The 21,768-nt window shown below is 42.5% G+C and carries 15 protein-coding genes and 1 pseudogene; 7 read left to right on the forward strand and 9 right to left on the reverse strand.

What is annotated here, in order from left to right; genetic code table 11:
* The first annotated feature begins 375 nt into the window (after positions 1-375).
* On the forward strand, positions 376-1,911 hold the full coding sequence (gene pdeG, locus AC6CWS_RS06290; RefSeq protein WP_065881797.1) for a cyclic di-3',5'-guanosine monophosphate phosphodiesterase PdeG: 1,536 nt from the start codon (positions 376-378) through the stop codon (positions 1,909-1,911).
* 44 nt (positions 1,912-1,955) lie between these two features.
* Here the strand turns inward: pdeG and AC6CWS_RS06295 are convergent, their stop codons facing one another.
* Both AC6CWS_RS06295 and AC6CWS_RS06300 read right to left on the reverse strand, forming a co-directional pair.
* Positions 1,956-2,297, reverse strand: coding sequence for an STAS domain-containing protein (locus tag AC6CWS_RS06295; protein ID WP_065881799.1), 342 nt, complete (start codon positions 2,295-2,297; stop codon positions 1,956-1,958).
* A 63-nt stretch (positions 2,298-2,360) separates the two neighbouring features.
* Positions 2,361-4,787, reverse strand: a complete 2,427-nt coding sequence (locus tag AC6CWS_RS06300; protein WP_065881801.1) for a glycogen/starch/alpha-glucan phosphorylase — start codon at positions 4,785-4,787, stop codon at positions 2,361-2,363.
* Positions 4,788-5,289: 502 nt separating this feature from the next.
* Here AC6CWS_RS06300 and AC6CWS_RS06305 point away from each other — a divergent pair.
* Both AC6CWS_RS06305 and AC6CWS_RS06310 read left to right on the forward strand, forming a co-directional pair.
* Positions 5,290-6,513: a tyrosine-type recombinase/integrase gene (locus tag AC6CWS_RS06305; RefSeq protein ID WP_149362448.1), complete on the forward strand. Its 1,224-nt coding sequence runs from the start codon at positions 5,290-5,292 to the stop codon at positions 6,511-6,513.
* Positions 6,514-6,524: 11 nt separating this feature from the next.
* Positions 6,525-6,819, forward strand: a pseudogene (locus AC6CWS_RS06310) (tyrosine-type recombinase/integrase); the annotation flags it as partial.
* A 46-nt stretch (positions 6,820-6,865) separates the two neighbouring features.
* Here the strand turns inward: AC6CWS_RS06310 and AC6CWS_RS06315 are convergent.
* Positions 6,866-8,254, reverse strand: coding sequence for a SpnT protein (locus AC6CWS_RS06315; protein WP_149362449.1), 1,389 nt, complete (start codon positions 8,252-8,254; stop codon positions 6,866-6,868).
* A 194-nt stretch (positions 8,255-8,448) separates the two neighbouring features.
* On the opposite strand from AC6CWS_RS06315, the gene AC6CWS_RS06320 reads away from it, so the two are divergent.
* Together AC6CWS_RS06320 and AC6CWS_RS06325 are read left to right on the forward strand one after the other, a co-directional pair.
* Complete coding sequence (locus AC6CWS_RS06320; RefSeq protein ID WP_248200350.1) at positions 8,449-10,452, forward strand: site-specific DNA-methyltransferase; 2,004 nt, start codon at positions 8,449-8,451, stop codon at positions 10,450-10,452.
* 9 nt (positions 10,453-10,461) lie between these two features.
* On the forward strand, positions 10,462-13,422 hold the full coding sequence (locus tag AC6CWS_RS06325) for a type III restriction-modification system endonuclease (protein ID WP_149362450.1): 2,961 nt from the start codon (positions 10,462-10,464) through the stop codon (positions 13,420-13,422).
* 91 nt (positions 13,423-13,513) lie between these two features.
* Here AC6CWS_RS06325 and AC6CWS_RS06330 read toward each other — a convergent pair whose 3' ends face one another.
* Both AC6CWS_RS06330 and pilV read right to left on the reverse strand, forming a co-directional pair.
* Positions 13,514-14,083 carry a type 4 pilus major pilin gene (locus AC6CWS_RS06330; RefSeq protein WP_071605188.1) on the reverse strand — a complete coding sequence of 190 codons (570 nt, stop codon included), beginning with the start codon at positions 14,081-14,083 and terminating at the stop codon, positions 13,514-13,516.
* A gap of 373 nt (positions 14,084-14,456) precedes the next feature.
* A complete protein-coding gene (gene pilV, locus AC6CWS_RS06335) occupies positions 14,457-15,929 on the reverse strand; it encodes a shufflon system plasmid conjugative transfer pilus tip adhesin PilV (protein ID WP_248200351.1) in 1,473 nt (490 codons plus the stop codon).
* Positions 15,930-16,111: 182 nt separating this feature from the next.
* Between pilV and AC6CWS_RS06340 the strand changes: the two genes are divergently transcribed.
* Positions 16,112-16,510 carry an H-NS family histone-like protein gene (locus AC6CWS_RS06340; protein ID WP_149362452.1) on the forward strand — a complete coding sequence of 133 codons (399 nt, stop codon included), beginning with the start codon at positions 16,112-16,114 and terminating at the stop codon, positions 16,508-16,510.
* Positions 16,511-16,638: 128 nt separating this feature from the next.
* Here AC6CWS_RS06340 and AC6CWS_RS06345 read toward each other — a convergent pair whose 3' ends face one another.
* The 3 genes from AC6CWS_RS06345 to AC6CWS_RS06355 all read right to left on the reverse strand — a co-directional run bounded on the left by AC6CWS_RS06345 (position 16,639) and on the right by AC6CWS_RS06355 (position 17,780).
* The gene (locus tag AC6CWS_RS06345) at positions 16,639-16,992 is read right to left on the reverse strand and encodes a conjugal transfer protein TraD (RefSeq protein WP_085831759.1); all 354 of its coding nucleotides are present in this window, start codon (positions 16,990-16,992) and stop codon (positions 16,639-16,641) included.
* The gene (locus AC6CWS_RS06350; protein ID WP_498256392.1) at positions 16,989-17,240 is read right to left on the reverse strand and encodes a hypothetical protein; all 252 of its coding nucleotides are present in this window, start codon (positions 17,238-17,240) and stop codon (positions 16,989-16,991) included. The genes AC6CWS_RS06345 and AC6CWS_RS06350 overlap by 4 nt, the downstream gene beginning before the upstream one ends.
* Before the next feature lie 201 nt (positions 17,241-17,441).
* Positions 17,442-17,780, reverse strand: coding sequence for a DUF3892 domain-containing protein (locus AC6CWS_RS06355; RefSeq protein ID WP_225087654.1), 339 nt, complete (start codon positions 17,778-17,780; stop codon positions 17,442-17,444).
* A 675-nt stretch (positions 17,781-18,455) separates the two neighbouring features.
* Between AC6CWS_RS06355 and mobQ the strand changes: the two genes are divergently transcribed.
* Positions 18,456-19,871: a MobQ family relaxase gene (mobQ, locus tag AC6CWS_RS06360; protein WP_149362454.1), complete on the forward strand. Its 1,416-nt coding sequence runs from the start codon at positions 18,456-18,458 to the stop codon at positions 19,869-19,871.
* A 125-nt stretch (positions 19,872-19,996) separates the two neighbouring features.
* On the opposite strand, the gene AC6CWS_RS06365 is transcribed toward mobQ, so the two are convergent.
* Complete coding sequence (locus AC6CWS_RS06365; RefSeq protein ID WP_498256393.1) at positions 19,997-21,607, reverse strand: SEN1985 family protein; 1,611 nt, start codon at positions 21,605-21,607, stop codon at positions 19,997-19,999.
* Positions 21,608-21,768: the final 161 nt, after the last annotated feature.

Raw genomic sequence — 21,768 nt, forward strand, 5'->3', positions numbered from 1 at the left:
TTAATGGTAAATAGCCTAAGCGGAGAGGATTAAATCACAGCAAAAAAAGAATGATAATGAAAACAATTATCATAAACTTAAAAAAGCAAAAAATAGCGCCAGTCTGTTATTAGGGATTAGAAAATGCTTAAAACCATCCGTTCCCGAAATTTAGATTAAGAAAACATTAAGCTGCGATTTTTTTATTGCCTTCGTGACAGAACAGCAGCCTCTGCACGTTATCTTCGGTCTTTGCCGGCGGGTATTGTGATACTGATCATGTTTTTAATATGCGCCGTCATCACGAAAGATATCCTCCTTCTACGATCATTAAAAAGCCTTTACCGTCAGAGGGATGGTTAACTTTATGCACACTCACCCTGGCACGCACGATAAATGAAAGAGATAAAGCGGCGAAACGCATGGATTGCCTTTTCCCTCGCGCTGGTGGTGTTTCTGGCTGGCGTGTTCGTCATTAACTGGCAACTGTGGCATTCCGACCAGGCTGCCCATGTCGCCGCCGCCCGCCAGGCGGCGACGAAAATCGCCGTTATTCTGGATGAGGCCCGCACCGCAACGGTGACGGCGATGAACGTTAGCCGCAGTGGGTGCTCGGAGCAGGGTCAGTTTCAGCTTGGAACGGAGGCCGCCCTGCAGCCGCATCTGCGCACCATTATGCTGATAAAAGAGGGCAAGGTGTGGTGCTCGTCCCTGCCCGGCAACCGGGTCCTGACGCTCAGCCCTGTGTCATTATCTGACGAACCTCTGATGCTGCTCCCGGCCAGAATGATGGTCAATAAGCGTCCGGTGCTGATCTATCAGACGCACTCAGCGCAGATCCGGGTGATTGTCACTATCAGCGACGTCCATCTGCGCGATGCGCTATATAGCGATTCGGATAGCAACGGGCTGGCCCTATGGGTTCAGGATCAAATGATTGCCAGGCATGGCGATGTCCAGCCACAGGCTGCTGATCCAAGCCGGAGCGTTTTTACCTCGCCGGCCTATCCGTTTCGCATTGCCTATCCCGAGTCATCTTTTTTAAGCCCCGGACGCCTGGTGAATAATGGCGCCGGTTTGCTGATTTTTATTTTCTCTGTTTCGCTGCTGTTTTATTTTCTGATGCGTAAATTTCTCAATGTTTACACCTCTGAAGAGGAAAAGTTGCGCTACGCCATCACCCAGGGCTATATCATTCCCTACTACCAGCCTTTGGTGAACGGGAAAACCGGTGAGATATACGGTGTGGAAATACTGGCACGCTGGCAAAACACCACCACGCCCTCGCGTTCACCTGCTGAATTTATACCGCTGGCCGAGCGTACCGGCTTAATTATTCCGCTGACCCGCAGCCTGATGGCGCAGGTAACCGCCCAGATGAGACCGCTCTTTAATAAACTACCGGATGGGTTTCATATCGGCCTCAACATCAGCGCGTCGCATATTAACTCCCCGACGTTTATCGATGATTGTCTGCACTTTCAGCGCGGCTTTGAGGGTAAAGCGGTAAAGCTGATGCTGGAGATCACCGAGCAGGAACCGCTGTTACTCAATGGGGCGGTGGTCGACAAGCTCAACAGGTTACACAACTGCGGGTTTTCCATCGCGCTGGACGACTTTGGTACCGGCTATTCCGGGCTTTCCTATCTGCACGAACTGGTGTTTGATTACATTAAAATCGATCAGAGCTTTGTCGGTCGCGTGACCGGAGAGACGCCGTCAAGCAAGCTGCTGGACTGCGTGATAGAGATGGCCCGAACGCTTTCACTGCGCATCATTGCCGAGGGCGTTGAAACCCAGGCCCAGCTGGATTACCTCAATCGCCAGAATATTCCTCTGCTGCAGGGCTACTTCTTCTGGAAGCCGATGCCCTACGTCGCGCTGGTGATGCTCCTGCTGAGTAAACCGAAGGCACGGATTATCGAAGAATAAGCGGGCGGTCAGTAACCCGGCGGCAATCCTGCCCTGCACACACCTTATCCCTGAGCAAACAGGTTCAGCGCCTCCTGACGGTTCTCTTTAATAGAAAAGATACGATCCATACGGGTAAGCTTGAACAGGTCCTGGATCGTCCCGTTGAGCGAACACAGCACCAGCTCTCCCTGCCCACTGACGCTCTTGAGTATGGATACCAGGGCGCCCAGGCAACTGCTGTCGATAAACTCGACATGGCTCAGATCCAGCAGTACGTTTTTCGTCTCCCCGTCGATGGCCTCGAGGACCTGCTGCTTAAACGCCGAGACAACGGAAGCATCCAGTCGACGCACCAGGGGCACGATAATTTTGACACCCTGCTCAGTATGTAATTCAACGTTCATCTTTATCCTCAATGTTGGCTGACACCTGTCAACGCGACTCAGTTCTGTTCGGCGTGTGCTTTTTTAGCGGGTAATGCCCCAGATATCCCTGGCGTAGCCGCGGATGGTTCTGTCGCTGGAAAACTCCCCCATCCGGCAAATGTTGAGCAAGGCCCGGCGGTGCCAGCGATCCGGTTGTTCAAAATCAGCCATCGCCTGCTGTTGCACCTGACAATAACTGTCGAAATCCAGCAGATGGCAGTAATGATCGGCCCCCGTCAGCATCTGATGCAGCGGCGCAAACCGTTCGCGATCGGCGGTAAACTGCCCGGACACCAGGCTATCGACCACTCGCGCGATAGCCGGATTCTGATGATAGAACGCATGGTGACGCCCGAGGCGTCGGCTCTCTTCAATCTCTTCCGCCACCGCGCCAAACAGATAAAAATTATCGATCCCCACTGCCTCGCGGATTTCGATATTCGCCCCATCATAGGTGCCGATAGTTAACGCGCCGTTCATGGCAAACTTCATATTGCTGGTGCCGGACGCCTCGGTCCCGGCGGTGGAAATTTGCTCAGAGAGATCCGTGGCGGGAATAATTTTTTCCGCCAGCGAGACTTTATAATCTTCGAGGAAAACCACTTTAAGCTGCCCGGCGACCTGCGGGTCACTGTTAATTTTTCGGGCAACCGTATTAATCAACTGAATAATCAGCTTCGCCATCCGGTAGCCCGGCGCCGCTTTACCCGCAAACAAATGGACCTTAGGCGCAATCGTTCTCCCTGCCTCTTTGATCTCCAGGTACAGCGCGATCACGTGAAGAATATTGAGTAACTGTCGTTTGTATTCGTGAATACGTTTGACCTGACAGTCAAACATGGCCAGCGGATCCAGCGGGATGCCGTAGCGTTGCGCCACCAGCTGGCTGAGCGCGGTTTTGTTGGCAAATTTTATGGCCCGGATATTGTCAATAACGGCCGGATCGTCGACCAGGTTTTCCAGACGGGAGAGCTGGGGTAAATCGGTTGGCCACCCCTCCCCCAATTGTTGGTGCAAAAATTCTGCCAGCCCAGGGTTAGCCTGCTGCACCCAACGACGCGGTGTGACGCCGTTGGTCTGATTAATGAATTTCTCCGGGGTGATAAAATAGAAATCAGGCACCAGCTGTTTTTTGACCAATTCTGAGTGCAGCCACGCCACCCCATTCACGCGATGGCTACCGACAATGGCCAGATTAGCCATGCGGATTTGCTTATCATGATGTTCGTCAATTAAAGACAGCGAAGATAACAGATGATTTTTATCCGGCCAGCGCCGGGCCACCGCTTCGAGAAAACGGTGGTTAATCTCAAATATAATCTGCAAATGACGCGGCAGAAGTTTCTCAAACAACGACACCGGCCAGGTCTCCAGCGCTTCCGGCATCAGCGTATGATTGGTGTAGGCGCAGGTATTTTGCGTTATCTCCCACGCCTGCTCCCAGGGCAGTCGGTATTCGTCCACGAGGATCCGCATCAGCTCCACCACCGCCAATGCCGGATGGGTGTCATTAAGCTGAATAGCCACATGCTGCGCCAGCAAAGTAATGTCGTCATTAACCTCAGCGTAGTCACGAAATATATCCCGCAGCGTACAGGCCACCAGAAAATATTCTTGGGTCAGCCGCAGCTCTTTTCCGGTCAGCACCTCATCGGAAGGATAGAGTATTTTTGAAATATTCTCCGAGGCGATTTTTTCACTCACCGCCTTGATATAATCGCCGCGATTAAAAATATGGATATTAAAGGAGTCAGAGGCTACCGCGCTGTAGAGACGCAGCTTGTTGGTGGTCGTATCCCGGTAGCCGGAAACAAAATAGTCATGGGGAATACCAACGATAGTTTTCCAGCCGAGCCACATCGGGTTGTAATTACCATCAATATCTTCGCTGTGCTCGATATACCCCCCCAGCGGGATTAGAATATGCTGGGCGTGATGCTCCACCAGCCATGGGGAATGCATGGAGTGCCAGTCATCAGGATGTTCGATCTGCTGATCGTTTTGAAAGGACTGGCGAAAAAGGCCATATTCGTATTTGATGCCATGCCCGGACGCTGCAATGTCAAGGGTGGCCATCGAGTCGATAAAGCAAGCGGCTAAGCGCCCTAACCCGCCGTTACCCAGCGCGGCGTCAGGCTCCTCGTCAAGGAGGCGTTCAAGATCAAACCCCAGGTCATTGACCACCTGGCGCATCTCCGACAGTAAATTCATATTCACCAGGTTATTACGCAGCGACTGGCCGAGTAAAAACTCCATCGACAGGTAGTAAACTCGCTTTTTTCGCGCTCCGCGCTGCCGCGCCTGGCTCGACAGAAAATGGTCCTGCTGAAAATGACGAATGGCCAGCGCCACCGCGTTAAAAATATCGCCTTGCGTGGCTTTATTTAAGCTGACACACAGCGTGTATTTTAATTGCTCTTCAACCAACGCCCGTAATTCTTTGATATCTTGCGGATTAATGACAGGCATGCTGACCTCACTGGTCTCTTTTCTGCGTAAAACCGTGGCAGGTAAATCATCATTTTTCCAAGTATAGACGAAGTTTTTTTGCGGAAAGTTTTTTATTCCTGAGCATCAATTCGCTTATATCGTGCTTCGGAACAATTAACATTCCTCCTTTTAAACGGATTGGTGGTTTTATTTTCGCCAGCTGATTACGCTGCGGCGCTGACAGAGTCAACGAGATTTCGCATGGCGGGCTTGCGAGGTCGGGAGGTCAGGATGAAGCGCGGATGGGATGGTCAAAGGGAAAAGCAAAAAGGGGTTACCTTTCGGTAACCCCTTCTTTTATATGGCGGAAGCGCAGTCCGCCAAATTAACGTCCGAGAACGCCAGAAATAGTTCATTTTTACCATTAATAAACAATATGTTGTCAAAAACAGATGTCCGAAGACGTCTTGCGACATCCGAGAAAATCTGACATTTTATGCAGTACCTTATGCATGGCGGGTTGTATGACAGGATTTAACATATGCCAAAGAAAGCCAAAGAACTCACCGGACTGGCCGTTTCCAAGCTAAAAACTGAAGGCTCTTTTGCAGTTGGTGGGGTTGATGGTTTGTATCTCCGGGTTCGGGGTCAGTCCCGTTCATGGATACTCTGTATCGCTATGGGAGTCAGAGTAAACAGATTGGGAAGGACAGTCCCCAGACGTTTGAATATGGGACTTGGTGCCTACCCTGAAGTCTCCTTAGCTGATGCCCGTGATAAGGCCCGTGAGCTGCGTAAGCAAGTCCGTAATGGTGTTAATCCACTTGTAGAAAAACACGCCGCCAGAACACAGCAAGAAAAGCTGGCCCATAAGAACAGGACGTTTGCCGAGTGCGCTGAAGACGTTATCGACATTAAGGCCAAGGAACTCAAGAACCAGAAACATATCGCGCAGTGGCGTTCAACGCTTGAAGCGTATGCTTACCCGGTCGTAGGTGAAAAGCCCATCAGTGCAATCACGAAAGCTGACGTACTGGCAATACTTGAGCCTATCTGGCTAACGAAAAATGAGACCGCCAGTCGTCTCCGTGGTCGTATTGAAGCCATTATTGATTACGCCAAGGCGAAAGAATACTTTGAGGGCGATAACCCTGCCTCGTGGAAAGGTATGCTTAAGCCTCTTCTGCCAATGCCCAGTAAAGTTCAGAAGCAAAAGCACCATGCCGCCCTCCCCTATCTTGAGATTCAGGCCTTTATATCCGATCTGCAAAAACGAGCTGGCATTTCAGCACGAGCACTGGAGTTTTCAATCCTAACCGTTGCCCGTTCTGGTGAAGTCCGTGGTGCTGAATGGTCAGAGATCGATTTGAAAGGGAAAACTTGGACCATTCCCGGCAACAGGATGAAAGCCGGGAAAGAACATCGTGTACCGCTGTCTGACGCTGCAGTAGCCCTGTTAAAGGCTTTACCACGTTTCAAGGACAATAATCTTGTATTCCCTGCCCCTCGTGGTGGACAGCTATCTGATATGTCTTTGCTGGCAGTACTGAAACGAATGGGCCATAGTGGTTTAACACAGCACGGTTTCCGATCAACATTTCGTGACTGGGCTGGTGAAACTACAGATCATCAACGTGAAGTTATTGAACACGCACTGGCCCATCAACTAGCTGATAAAGCAGAGGCCGCTTATCAGCGCGGAACGTTATGGCCTAAGCGTGTGGCGTTGATGGATGATTGGACGCGATATTGTTTTGCCGTTTAACTGCTCTGTTTGAAAACACCATCAATAAAGCGCTGCGTAAGATGGGCTATGACACTACACAGGACATCTGCGCTCATGGTTTCCGCACACTAGCCTGTAGTGCCTTAATTGAGTCAGGTTTGTGGTCAGAAGACGCTGTAGAGCTTCAAGATGAGCCATAAGGAAAGCAACAGCATCCGTGCTGCTTATACCCACACAGCCCAGCATCTTGAGCAGCGCCGCCTGATGCTCCAGTGGTGGGCTGATTTCCTTGATGCTAACAGCAACGATATGGTCAGGCCGTTTGAGTTTGCTACAAATAAATAAAGGGAAAGGCCGTTCGCGGCCTTTCAACTTCATGCTTAATTACAGTCTATGCTGAATATGATACTGAATCTTTCTCTATCGCTAAACCAGCGATTTTTTCCAGCATTATTTCCCAGAGTGCGTATTTTCTTTTGTGCTCAATAAACAGAGATTTTAAATACTCTTCTGTTGAAGGGATTTTTTCAGTCCATGCAATATCTTTACTGTAATCAATGCTTTTTTTCATATCAGATGCCGCATAGGTGTAGTATTTACTCTGAGAACGACTGATACTGTCCTCTGCCAGCACTCTACGGAGCAGAGTTGCAGAACATGCATAACCATGCCTGTAAAGCTCACTCGATAAGGTACGAACAAAAGAACCGCGTAATAAAGACATCATCTCTGCGATTTCATTTTCACTCGCATTCATGACTTCAGAATCAAGTTTTCCATAACTATCTGTCCCGGACAAGAAAAGAATAACAAACGGAAAGCCTTTTTTCTTTGCTATGCCAGAGAACAAATCCAGTGAGTCATTATTTTTCTCCACCCGATTATAGATATTATAAAAAATAACATCACACCTGTTCTTAAATCCGTCTATACAAATTGTTTTTGCCTGCTGAATCTCGCCTTCTTCAATCAACGCCAGAGCCAACACCTCAGTCCATTTATCACGAAGCCCTGCCTGATCAACTGATTTATCTTCTTTGATTTTATTGAGAACCTGAATGGCTTCCTCAGTACACAGTTCATCAACCAGCAACTCAGCAAACTTAATGATGTATTCTGGCTGGTTCAGTTTTCTTTTCTCAAAGCATTGCCTGATGAAATCAACATCCCTGATATACAGACTTAACTCAACAGCATCATTAACATCACCTGTCTTAAGAAGACTTTCCCTTAAAGCACGAATAACATTGTATCCCAGATCTTTTTTATACTTATCAAAAATATCAAAGTTAAAATATACATCACCTTTAAGTACGGAAAGTATTTTATCCGCTATAACATCAATGCTTTTGTCTTTTTGTAGGGACAGGGATTTTAACCATATTTCGACAGCACCATTATAATAGTCCATCCATGATCCATCTGATGTATCAGCAATTTCGCTGACTTTATCAAATGAGAGCAGTAAATCATGGCAAAACGCCTCGGTTTTTTCAGGCAGCGTTGATACCGTCTTTTCAAGTGGAAATATGACATTCCTGTATAGCACCTCAAAAAAAACCGCTGCTTCATAATAATCATAAAAGCGTTTTGTTTTAATTGCCCTTTTGTATTCAGCCTCAGCTTTTTTCAGTGATTCTTCTGGAGTTAACAGATATTCATTAATAAGAAAGGATTTTGCCTGACCATTATCCTCTGCAATATCACAAATTATTTGCATGAGTTGTTCTGCAGGCATTTCCTTGAGTAAAGAAAGTTGTTTCTTGTTCAGTTTAGCCATCATCACATCCTGATAATGTTTGGTAGACGCAGAAAAGCTAATTGTACTAATACAAGGACAGGACATTCAATAAATGCATTAACATAATGATTTAAAAAGAAATCTATAGCACACTGTTCATTGATGAAATGCACTATTTACCGTAAAATATCCCCCATCACACAGTAACCTGATACAGATACGTGGAATGGTCAATGAACAAACTTTCGCCTGAAATGCCCGAACTGCAATCAATGAATATCACTGCCGATAACATCACCAAGCTTAAATCATTGTTTCCTGAAGCTTTTAATGAAGACAGTATTGATTTTGAGGTTTTAAAGCAGCTTTTGGGTGAAAATGTAGACGACAAAGAAGAACGCTATGGCCTGAACTGGCATGGTAAGCGTCAGGCTCGTCAGCTTGCTCTTACCCCTTCCCGTGGCACCTTACGCCCATGTAAAGATGAAAGCGTTGATTGGGATAACACCAAGAACCTCATGATCGAGGGTGATAACCTTGAAGTGTTAAAGCTTCTTCAAAAAAGCTACACTGGAAAAGTTAAGCTTATATATATTGATCCTCCTTACAACACCGGGAAAGATTTTGTTTATCCTGATAACTTCCAAGATAATATGAAAAATTATCTTGAAATCACAGGGCAAACAGAAGAAGGTGTCCGGGTAAGTACAAATGCAGAAACCAGCGGTCGTTATCACACTGACTGGTTAAATATGATTTACCCTCGAATTAAACTTGCTAAAAATTTATTAAAAAAAGATGGTATATTTATTGCCAGTATCGATGATGCGGAACTGAGCAATTTTAAAATCGTGCTAAATGAAATTTTCGGAGAAGAAAACCACCTCGGCACTCTGGTTTGGGATAGAAATAGAAAAAATGATGCCAAGTTTATTTCTGTAGGCCATGAGTATATGTTGGTTTACGCTAAAGATATTCAGTCATTAATAAATAACAACATAGTCTTAAGAGAAGAGAGAGAAGGATTAGAAGAAGCCAAGGTAATATATAAAAGATTAGTTAAGGAATATGGCGACGATTGGGATAAAATAAAATCCGGATGGATTAAATGGTTTGATAACATTCCATTATCAGATCCCAAGAGACGCATGATGCGTTTTGTAAAAGTTGGTTCTCGGGGACCATATCGAGACGATGGAAATATAAGCTGGCCCGGCGGAAATGGACCAAGATACGAAGTTTTGCATCCTATAACAAAAAAACCAGTTCCAGTTCCTTCAAGAGGATGGGTTTATCCAAATGAATTGAGATTCTGGGAGGAGTACAATAAAGGGAAAGTCGTATTTGGGCCTGATCATACAACATCAGCTAGAATTGCATCATATCTTTTTGAGAGTGAAGGACAAGTTTTACCTAGTGTTTTTTATAGTTATGCACAAACTTCTACTCAGGATTTTTTATCATTAATGGGTGAGAAAGTTTTCGATAACCCCAAAAGCAGAAAAGATATAGCACGCTTGATTAATTACTTTACAAAAGAAGACGATCTTATCTTGGACTTTTTTGCTGGTTCTGGAACCACGGGACATTCTGTTTATGACATTAATGCGCAAAAGAGTGCCAACAGACGCTTTATCCTTGTTCAGTTGCCAGAGCGTTTACATACAAGTGTGAAAGAACAAAAAATCGCTTACGAATTCTGTAATAAAAATGGAAAAAAAGCAAATATCACTGAAATAACTAAAGAACGTTTGCGCCGAGCAGGTAAAAAGGTTCGTGAAGATAATCCAGACTGGAATGGTGATATTGGTTTTCGTGTATTTAAACTTGATACATCCAATATTCGCCCGTGGGAAGCAACAGCGGAAAGTCTTTCACAACAACTTGATGCCTATATAAGCCCAATTGTTGAAGGACGTAGTGAAGAAGACCTACTTGCTGAATTAATGCTTAAACGTGGTATCGACCTGAGTGTTAACGTTGAAAACCAGCAGTTTGATGGATTAACTGTTTCTTGTGTTGACGGTGGCAAATTGTTTACCTGCTTTGCTAAACAAATCCCTGCAGCTTCAGTAGAAGAACTGACCAAGGGGATCATCGACTGGCATAAGAGTTTGAAGGCTGGCAAAGATACTGTCTGCTATATCCTTGATGACGCATTTGAAAATAACGTTGCTAAAACAAATCTTTGCGCCATTCTGGAACAACATGGCCTGACTAACCTGCACAGCCTGTAAGGGAATGAGATGAAACTACATTTTGAATCTGACCTTACCTATCAGCAAAACGCCATAACTTCGGTCTGTGATTTGTTTGAAGGGCAAGAGAAATGGGAAAGCGAAATGACTGTTCTGGCCCCAGCTCAGGGTGCACTCTCATTTGAAGGCGCAACAGGTTCAATGCCTGTTAACCCACAAATACCCGAAGATGATGTTCTCCTGAAAAACCTAAACAATGTTCAGTTGAAAAATCAGCTTCCTCCCTCGCCCATTCTCGATAGCCATGATTTTACTGTCGAGATGGAAACAGGGACTGGTAAGACGTATGTTTATCTTCGCACCATGCTTGAGTTGAATAAACGTTATGGCATGAGCAAATTTATCATCGTAGTTCCTTCCGTTGCCATCAAGGAAGGCGTTTATAAAACACTACAGATCACGGAAGAGCATTTCAAAAGCCTGTATGCGGGTATTCCATACGAATACTACCTATATGATTCTGCAAAACCTGCTGATGTGCGAAATTTTGCGACCAGTTCTGTTATGCAGATAATGGTAATGACGGTGGGTGCGATCAACAAAAAAGACGTTAACAAGCTATATCAGTCCAGTGAAAAAACAACTGTGGACGATCTGGATAAGCCCATTGATTTAATCCGTGCTACACGTCCAATTGTTATTGTCGATGAACCACAAAGTGTTGATGGTGGCTTAAACGGTGCGGGTAAAACCGCACTTGATGCTATGCACCCCATGTTTACCTTACGCTATTCAGCAACACATGTTCATAAACATCATATGGTGTACCGCCTTGATGCCATTGATGCTTACAACCAAAAACTGGTCAAACAGATCGAGGTTGCCGGGCTTGAAGTCCAGAATGCAAGCAACAGCCCTTATGTGAAACTGGTCAGTATTAATAGTAAGAAAAATGTTATCAGCGGTACCATTCTTGTTGATATAGCCGATAAAAAAGGGAACGTAAATCGTTCAGAGATTACCGTATATGACGGTATGACACTTGATGACGAAACAGGACGTGATATTTATCAGGGATACCGGGTAAGCGAGATCCGAACTGGCAAAGAGGGTTATCTTACACTGGAAACACCTTCTGATACCTACTATATGAAAGTCGGTGATGTCGTGGGCGATATTGACCCTATGCTTATCCAGCGTCATATGATTAGACGTACAATCCGTGAACATCTGGATAAAGAACTTCGCCTGAATACTCAGCAAATCAAGGTTCTTACTCTGTTTTTCATCGATAAGGTTGATTTCTACCGTCAGTTAACTGAAGAAGGACAACGTGAGCCGGGTGAATATGCCCGTATCTTTGAGGAAGAATACCTTAAAGCCATCAAAAGTCCTGCCTATAAAGATTTACTTCCTTCTCATCCAGAACATGCCAAAGATGTTCATGATGGTTATTTCTCCATCGATAAAAAAGGTGCATGGGCTGAAACAAGCGAAAGCAATAATACAGGCCGTGAAAATGCTGAACGTGGTTATAACCTCATCATGAAAAATAAAGAGAAACTCCTGAGTTTCTCTAATCCTGTCAGGTTTATCTTTTCACATTCAGCATTAAAAGAAGGTTGGGATAATCCCAATGTGTTCCAAATATGCAGCCTCCGTGAGATGGGGAGTGAACGCGAACGCCGTCAAACATTAGGCCGTGGCCTTCGCCTGTGCGTTAACCAAGAGGGTGAACGAGTTCGTGATGACAGCATTAACATTCTGACAGTCGTTGCCAGTGAAAATTATGAAGCCTACGCTGAACGATTACAGTCTGAAATTGAGAGCGAAACAGGCATACGTTTTGGTGTGATTGAAAAAGATGCGTTCGCCCATCTTATCTTCGCTGATTCCTCACAAGGTTTAGGTATTTCCGGTTCACATGATATCTGGTCTGAACTTCAGACTGAAGGTTATCTTGAAAAATCGGGAAAAATAACCAAAGCCCTGAAAGAAGTATTATTCGAAAACACTTTTGTTGTTAGTGAGAAGTATGCCTCACTACAGGAACAAATTGAAACTATCCTGCGTAAATCAGCAGGGCGAATCAATATAAACAATGCTGATGAACGTAAAACAATCAAATACCGGAAAGAAGTCTTAAACAGCCCGGAATTCGAAGCGTTATGGCAGCGCATTTGTCAAAAAACGCTGTATCGGCTAGCATTTGATGAAGAAGAATTGATCAAATCCTGTACGAAATCACTTTCTGAAATGCAGCCTGTAGCAAAAGCAATGGTCAGTTTCAGCAAAGCAACAATCAAACAAAGTCAATCTGGCCTTGATGTTAAAGCTCTGTCTAATGGAACAACAAGCTCTGTAGTTGATGTTGCAGAGCAGCCATTGCCAGATATTCTTGGTGTTCTACAGGAAAAAACCGGACTGACAAGACGCAGTTTAAGCACCATCCTGAAAGAGAGTGGAAGACTCGCTGATTTTGCTAAAAATCCACAGCAGTTTATCAGTGAAGCTATAGGCCGAATCAACTACTGCAAACGCCTGTCAATTGTTGATGGTATTAAATATTATCCACTAAAAGGAGAGGTGTATGCGCAAAGTCTCTTTATGGATAAAGAGCTAACAGGATATGCCCGTAATCTTTTTGAAACCTCGTCTAAGTCAGTTTACGAATACGTTCCTAAAGATTCTGAAGTCGAAAGCCGTTTCGCTCAGGAACTCGAAGAACAGGATGAAGTTAAGCTTTATGTTAAGCTCCCCGGTTGGTTTAAAATCCCGACGCCACTGGGAACCTACAATCCTGACTGGGCGTTAGTTATTGAAGACAATGGTGAAGAACATATTTACTTTGTTGTAGAGACAAAAAGTAAACACATTGGTCTTGGTAATGAAGAAGATGCAAAAATTACTTGTGGCAATGCTCATTTTAGCTCACTCATGGAACAGTTGCTTAATCCTGCAAGATATATGAGATCTACTAATATAAATGAAGTTTTAAGCAGCATATAAATTGAAAAAGGGCCAAAAGGCCCTTTTTACTCCGTAAAAAAAATCAAGAATGACGCAGACTCATATTATAATCAAAGGATATCGTTTTTTCTCAAATAGCTGTGAATATAAGAGTATTACTATTACCACCGGCTGAACACTGCGTAGCAGTTTTAGCCACATCCAGTACATCACCTGCTGCTTTCACATTCGCCGCGACTCCTACGCCGACCTCATAGAAATTTCCTGCTGCTGCAGTTACTATTTTGGTACATTCCGCCGCAGGAACATTAGAATAAGTAATATTAAAAGAAGAACCGGGTGCTTTTGATGGACCAGTTGCTGCAGCTCCCAATATAACATCACCTTTAAATGCATTAATTGGCTTCACTGCTGACTCAGAGCCACTCAACATATTATCAGGGAAAATCTTAGCCTGAACTGCCACAGTGTTTGAAAGACCAGTAAAACTTGATGCTGAAGTATATAACGATTTAACACCAGCCTGAATAGTGGCTATATTATTACTTTCTGCCTGCGCACGCTGTGAAGCCTGTACTTTAGGGTAAACAATAAATGCTGCAACCACTAATGCAGATATAATCCCAAGAACCAACAGAAGTTCTAAGAGCGAGAATCCTTTCTTGCTTTTTTTGTATTTAATTAATACTGCTTTTTTCATTTCCTTTATATCTCCTTAGTTATTTGGATAGATATAAAAGAGATAAACCAGATAAAATATTAAACAAGACTTTTATATTCTTTATATACTCTTATCCGATAAGCGGACTACCTGATAAAAACAAAAAAAGACCAGATCATTCTGGTCTTTTTTTGGAAGCGAGCTTCGTTGACTTTATTAAAAACCATCAAAGATTTACAAGATTGAATATGGAGTTATTCTTCTTTGATAGTAATTAAACGTTACAATTTACTTTCAAACATGTCAAATTTAATTGTTTGATTATGCCATTATTTTTTAATCCTTTTATAAACTCCGTTTCCTTGTGAAATATCGAGTTGAATATTAATACCACTACCCATAAACTTATATATTACCATGATAAAGTGAACTCTCGTTCAACGAATGCCTGATTTACCGACATCTGGATCACTCCATTTGAATATGTGAAACTTCCGGGGTAGCAGCTCCCACATCCATCTCCCCACCAACGGGTTATCCTTTCGCTAACTAATTTTATTTCAGAGCGTGTAATACCATCTCGCCAGAAAGTCAAATCAGTATAAACGTCTTTCCTACAACTATTGCTGGAGTTGTTTCCTGCATGACAAGATAAAATTATTTTTAGCGGTTTTGGAGCATCTGCTGCATAATTTATTCTTCGCCAAATCCCATCCTGACAGGAAATAATAGCCCCTGTGGATTCCTTACTGATTAATCCTTGGGTAGGACAGGCTGTTCCTACAACCTCAGTCGAGTTAGGTAAAAAATAGTTTGCGTCGATAGTTTTATCTGAATGAATATTTCCGGTAGCCTCTATATTTCCACTTACCTTCACATATCCACTAAGTACCCCTCCGGTGGTTTTAACATTTTTACCATTATATGCGGTAATAGTATTTGCATCAGTCATATTCCAACCACCACCCCATTTCTGAAAGTATATACCTCCATCACCTAATGTTCTGAACCAGTTCTGCGTGTATGTCTCGCCTCTAGATTGGATATTTTCGGCTGAAACAGTGTTATTAGCATTTATTGAACCATTGACCTGAGCACTACCGCCAACACGGATATGTGCACCGACAACTGTATCTCCTGTGGAATTCAGAACATTAGCAGTCGCAGTTCCTGCAGCAGTTATATCTTGGACATTCTTGATGCTTTTACCTCCCATATTAAGATCCCCCGTCATCGGCAATGTGCCATCACGACGAAGATAAACAGAATACATGGTGGAATCATATCCTACGCGATAGGCCATCAATCCAGCACTTGTGATATTACTGTAATCTGTAGATGCCTCTTTCCATGCACCCTGTAAACCTGATGCTAACGTTGCTGATTGCGTCATACCACTATCAATACCTGCCGCTTGCATCGCTCGACCCAATAAATCGTAACGATACTTATCCCCTTCCATCCAAGGCAAAGTCGTTGTAATAAGACCATTAACTACATAGTTAGGTGATATTCCTGAACGTTTTAATATAATTTTATATGAAGATTTTTGCGCATTAATACCGGTGTATGACGCAGGTAATAACCCTTCATTAACCAGTGTCTGGTATGTAATTTCGCAGCCTGAAGCATTACAGACACGGGGACCCGGATCGCTTGACTGACTGCTGCTTGAAGTCAGAGTGGAAAGTTTATCATATCGGATATTAATATAACCATTAACCGCCTCCCCGACCTGTTTAATTTGCTGACCAACAGCATTAGCTATAATCGTTTCCTGTTCATTTTTCATATCCTGAAAACGCATAAATGCAATCATGCTACCCACACCCAGCACCAATACGAGTTCTAACAGGGAGAACCCTTTCTTATTTTGTTTTTTCATTTTCATCGTCCTTTTTTATTTCACGTATTAATTAATTATCAAAAATAAACAGGAGGTCAAGACCGATGAATACATAATCAATGCAAAGATTAATAATAAAAATTCAAATGATCCGATTTTATCTCTCACTATCCGGTTTGTGGTATCATTACAATGATTTTATACATTCAGGATAAAAGACAATGACAGACGCTATTAAAACACTTAATAACATCCGTACCCTCCGTGCTCAGGCACGAGAAACAGAGCTGGCTACACTTGAAGAGATGCTGGAGAAATTAACTTCTATTGTCGAAGACAGACGCCAAGAGGAAACAATCGCAAAGCAACAAAATGCTGAACGTCAGGGCAAAATCGAAGCCCTGCGTGCACAACTGCTTGAAGATGGCATTGACCCGTCTGAGCTGCTGGGTAATGTTAAATCATCACGTCCTGCTGCTTTACGCGCTCCTCGTCCTGCAAAGTACAAATACATCGACGAAAACGGCGATGTGAAAACGTGGACAGGTCAGGGTCGAACACCAAAAGTGATTGCAGCTGCACTGGAAAGCGGTAAGGTTCTGGAAGATTTTGCCATTTGATTAAGAGTTTTAATTTGCTGCCAAGGATGGTGGTAAAAATTGGCTACCGCGCCCTCTGGGGCTTGCTCAACAGCTCCCCAGCCTAAAACAAGTTTTAAGCCGAAGAGCTGTTCGGACGTGAAATGATTTTATGGTCTGAATTTCTTGAGAACTCTTTCAATGTAGATTTGTCCATTAACTTTATACCGTTCGATATCGTGTGTATGTAACGATGGAACTTCTAACAACAAACCAAAGAGTAATTGCTTATCTACCTCACTTATATCACAGTTTAAAACCTTGGCAACCTCTGCACCAAGAATTATTTTTTGTCGTGTGTTTTCTTTTTTGCTGTCTCTTTTTTCTTTTGCCTTAAGGTAATTTAATTTGTTTTGTGCTCCAGCAATTTTTTGCTCAAGTGTTTTCTTAATTTCCGGCCTGTTTCTATCACTCTGAAAAACATTGCCAGTTAGATAGGTATTTTTTATTTCATCATCACTCATTCTTTTCTCCACTGATGCCTATGATTATAAGGAATATTACTTCTGAACTCATCATCTGAAAGTGATCGTTTGATTGATTTAATCCGGGAACGGAACTGTTTCTTCTCCTGTTTCTTTTTAAACTCAACTCTTATTTCTGTGATTATCTTTTCTGCTTCACTATACGCTTTTTTCAGATCGGTATAGATTCCATTATCAAGTAATCGTTTTGCTTCAAGATCGATGGCTTCATCGTTATTTTTATACATAAAACCTCCTTGTCTTTATTTCCTTAACACCAATTAGCATAATTAATAAATTAATCAATAGTATACAAAAATTATTTTATTATATATCTTCAAGTCTTTTAATGGATTTTAAAATTATCTCTATAACTAACTACATTCAGAAGTAATCATGGTAAGCGCAGTAAATAGTAAGAAAGGGCCAATAGGCCCTTTCTTTAACACTTATGCGCATTCAGGAAGACTCAAAAGGTTATTAGGCTGTTCGCCATCATTTTGTGTTTTTAAGTATTTGTTACCAGAAGCGCTAACAGCAACAATCACCCACACTGAATGTCCTCCTGCATTAACATAAAATCTCCATTTCCCAGATTCTATTCCGCTTATAGCCTCTTGCTGTGTGAGCTTCCATCTGGTGCCATCAGCATTCTTACCGCCAATATGAGTTATCCTTTCATGAGCACTCTGGCGATTGCTTTTATTGATACATAATACTTGATGTTCGGACATTTTAGCCTCATTATAATTGCTGTATGTAATTAATAAACTGATCATCATTTTCATTGCATTAAATTGCTTTAATAAATGATGCACACTGAGTTTAGGTCATATCCTCACGATTTCCAGTCAACAAGAACCTAAATCGCGCGCTTTGTAATTTGTGCAACACAAGTGATAGCAACTACTAACTTAAAATATCTGATACTCTCCGCGTTACTTATTTTTGTTTATATGTGATTTTCATTTCACCTTTCGGTTTTCCACTCTAGCTTTTAAACCTCACCTGTTAATTATATAACGGAGAAGTCATCTCTAAATTTAACTGTTTTATTTATGTTTTAGTTTTTCCCGCCTTACGGCGGGATAAATTAACACTCTTTTTGTCCTTCGGACGCTATCAAAACCCCATTTATGTAATATCGTGGAATACTTCGCCCTTTCATCCAGATTGCGCCGCTTAATTCGGCGATTTGTTTTACAGCCACTCATATATTTAGTATTAATTAATAAAGGCAAGCCTTATACATTGCCGTTATTTTTGAGCCATTTATGGCGATAAAAAATAAAGCAATGCCCACTTACGCATTATCGCTTCGCTCTAATGCCGTGGGGTCTACCGACGGTTGCCTGCCGCAGGCTAAAACCGTTTCCTTCGGAAACAAAATCAAGGTCAACGTCAACCCCGGCGTTTTCCTTACGTAAAACGAAAAGCAGCATTTGGCATTGAGGAATACTTGGATGGCGATATACAGTTTTAAAATGGAGAACATCAGCAGAGGCGAAGGTCAGTCTTCGGTTAACTCTGCTGCATATCGTCACCGTAAAGTTTTCTTCGATAACAGAACGGGTGAAGTTTGTGGTCGCAAAACAGCACATAAAAAGGACCTTGCCTTTGCGCAGATTTTTGCACCTGAACATACCCCTCCTGCCCTGATTGTTGACAGTGAAACACTCTGGAATGCTGTTGAAGCCTCAGAGAAGAGAAAAGATGCCCGCCTTGCCAAAGAGTTTAAGATTGCCCTCCCCGCTGAGCTAACACCAGAGCAGAACATTGAACTCACTGCAGCTTTTGTTCTTGAGCACTTTACCAAGCAAGGCATCATTGCCGATGTTGTTATTCACGATATTAATGGTCATAACCCACATATCCATATAATGGGAACCACCCGTGAGGTTCTTTCTACCGGCTTTGGTAAAAAGGTCCGTGAGTGGGACAAGCCTGAAACCCTTGATAGCTGGCGTAAAGGCTGGCAGGACATCTGTAATGGGTTCCTTGACCTGTATGGTCATGATGAACGCATCGATCACCGTTCTATCAGGGTTCAGTATGAGGAAGCCCTAGAACAGGCTATCGCTGCCGCTACCAATGAAGAGAAAGCAATCTGGCTGGCTAAAGCTATTGAAACGAACCGTGATCCAATACTTCATATTCCTCGTGACCGTTGGGGAACTGTTGCAGCTCAGGAACAACGTGCTGCAGAGCAAGCCATACGTGATAAGCTGAAAAAAGAAGCAGGCGAAGCCTACTTTACCTTTAAAGATCTTCCATTGGACATCGTTGTTGATGTTGCCAGCTTTAGGGTTCATGCACTGGCTGAACCGGAAGAAATTGTTATCCCGGATAACACAGGCAGAGCTTCATCTACAGGCTCGCAGAAACCTGTTCTGGTTGCTCCTGCGCCTCATACACGCACTACACTGAAAACCCCATCCTCTTCAACAGCAAGAGCACTTAAACGCGCTCCTGTTAAAGTTAAGAGGAAGAAAGTTGAACCTCGTCAGAGCGGTGTGTTTAAGCGTTTCACGCTGTTGGTAGTAGATTATATAAGAGAGAAATTCGTCTGGGCCAAGAAGAAGCCAGCCCCTGTTTCAGTCGATGCTGAACATGATAAGCGTATAGCTGAAAACTATGTCTTTGATGAGGTTCAGGGCATCTATGTGACTCGCGCTGAACATGAAAGACGTGCCAGATTTAACAGTGACACTTATAGTCCAACCAAAGAGGAGGTCAGACGCTTTCCAAGCCGCCCTAAAGAAGAACAGCACAAAGCAGATATCGATCTGGACTATACCCCTGCTCCTCCGCCAGTATCAGGAAGAAGCAGGAATCATCCATCGTTAAAGCCGCCGTTGCTTAATAAAAATAGATTGTGAGGTCACAGGTTAAGAAGTGAAAATAGAAAAAAATCGATTCACACCTCAAGCTAAATTATTGGGGCTTGCATAACACCCTGTATAATAAAGCCCCTACAAGCGACAACTTAAATCATTCAATCTAACTAGAGAATTTCATCTCTAACTTTTAAAATTTTTTCTAGGAACCCGTCCTCCATTCGACTAACGGATGCTGTTCCGAAAAAGAATTCATTATTATAAATCATTCTATGTTTCGCAACGGCATCCAATATAAATCTAAAACTATACTGTCTTTCGACATCTTGCATTCCTGAATAAAACATATCAAATGAAGGCATCCAATCATATAAATAACGACACTCATCCAAAACAAACAAATCCATATACATTTGAGTATCTTTGGCTTTATAAGTCCATCGTTGAGTTTTTTCTATATTGACATGATAAGGCACTGATAACTGTCTGAATAAAACCTCTTTAACTTGATGGAATAAAAACTGATCACAAAATGGATATATTGACTGATGCCAACTAAATTTTGACAATTCGGTCAGAGATTCATTATAATATTTTTTCTCACCCCAACCTTCTCCCATAAGGAAATGCATTGTGGATATATTTCTTATTATTGAACTAGCATCATTGTCTATACTTAACTGAGATAGAAATGATAAACAAAATTTATTATATGATGAGTCAGTGTAAATGTGCTGTGGGTAATTTTTATCAGCTTTATTAAGGGTTCCGTTTATAGCCGCAAACGTCCACATTATTGGATAATGTGAACTATCTGTAATTACATCCCCTCCATTATAATCGCAATCAAAATGATATAATGAGTCTAATTTATTCTGCATGTCTTTTTTATCCCCCAATTTAAACATATATTTGAAGAGTGAGTGAGATGATAAAAAGTTTTCATAAGGAGATATAACAGAGATCGTATCGATTAGTAGCCTCGTAATATACTGCCCATAATAATTTTCTATATCATCTGCCACTTTGCTCCGCCATTTGTCTGGGTCGAAGCCATGAGACATGGCCCCATCCATACAATTCCATTTCGAATCATTTGTTTCTAAAAATGACTTAGGATATAAATAATCAGCAGTTAATTTCGCCAGATTAATGTGGTCTTCTTCATTTTGTTTTTTAGATGGAAGACTAACATTCGTAATCAGTACTCCTAGTGGAGTGAGAGCATGATGTTTTAATATGGCAGTAATTGTTTTTAAAGTTTTTTGCCCATCTTTTTTACTCGGTAAAGGGCCGCAAAAGTCAAGGTAAATAATATCGAATTTTTGTGGGGAAATTTCAAAAAAATCACCAATATTTGATTTAATCAACTTTATAAAGGGGAATTTTGAGGATAAGGCGGAAATAACAGCTTCATTATATGTTTTAGAATCACTTTCAAAAGCCCAAATATTTTCAGGCAGTATTCCTAGATTGGTCATCTCCTTAATATCATTCTCAGGGTTTGGACCCGACAAATAAGCAACCTTCAATCCGGACGCAGTCTTCTCATGATTTATTGAGTCATAAAAATCCTCCCATCTTTTAATTGTTACATCAGATAACTTATCTACAAGTAACGTTCTCGCATCATTGATTTTATTTTTATAAAAAGATTTAACTCGTCTTATATAATCTTTAGGGCATAAGGTTGAATCAGATCTTTTAACTGTTAACCTTTCAATTGCTGAGTGAATAACTTCTTTCCTAGCTATTTCTTTTTGTGCTTCATTGTACATTTAGACCTCCAACATTTAGATTTCACTATCATATTAAATTAAATAATTAGATTCAACTAAATAGCAGCTCGGAATAGTATGTTAACTTTAGGAAACTCAGCCCGGATTATACGCTCTGAACAATCGCCAAATCAAAAAATCTCCAACCAAACTGAGGGATG

This window comes from Klebsiella sp. M041, from assembly GCF_059759695.1.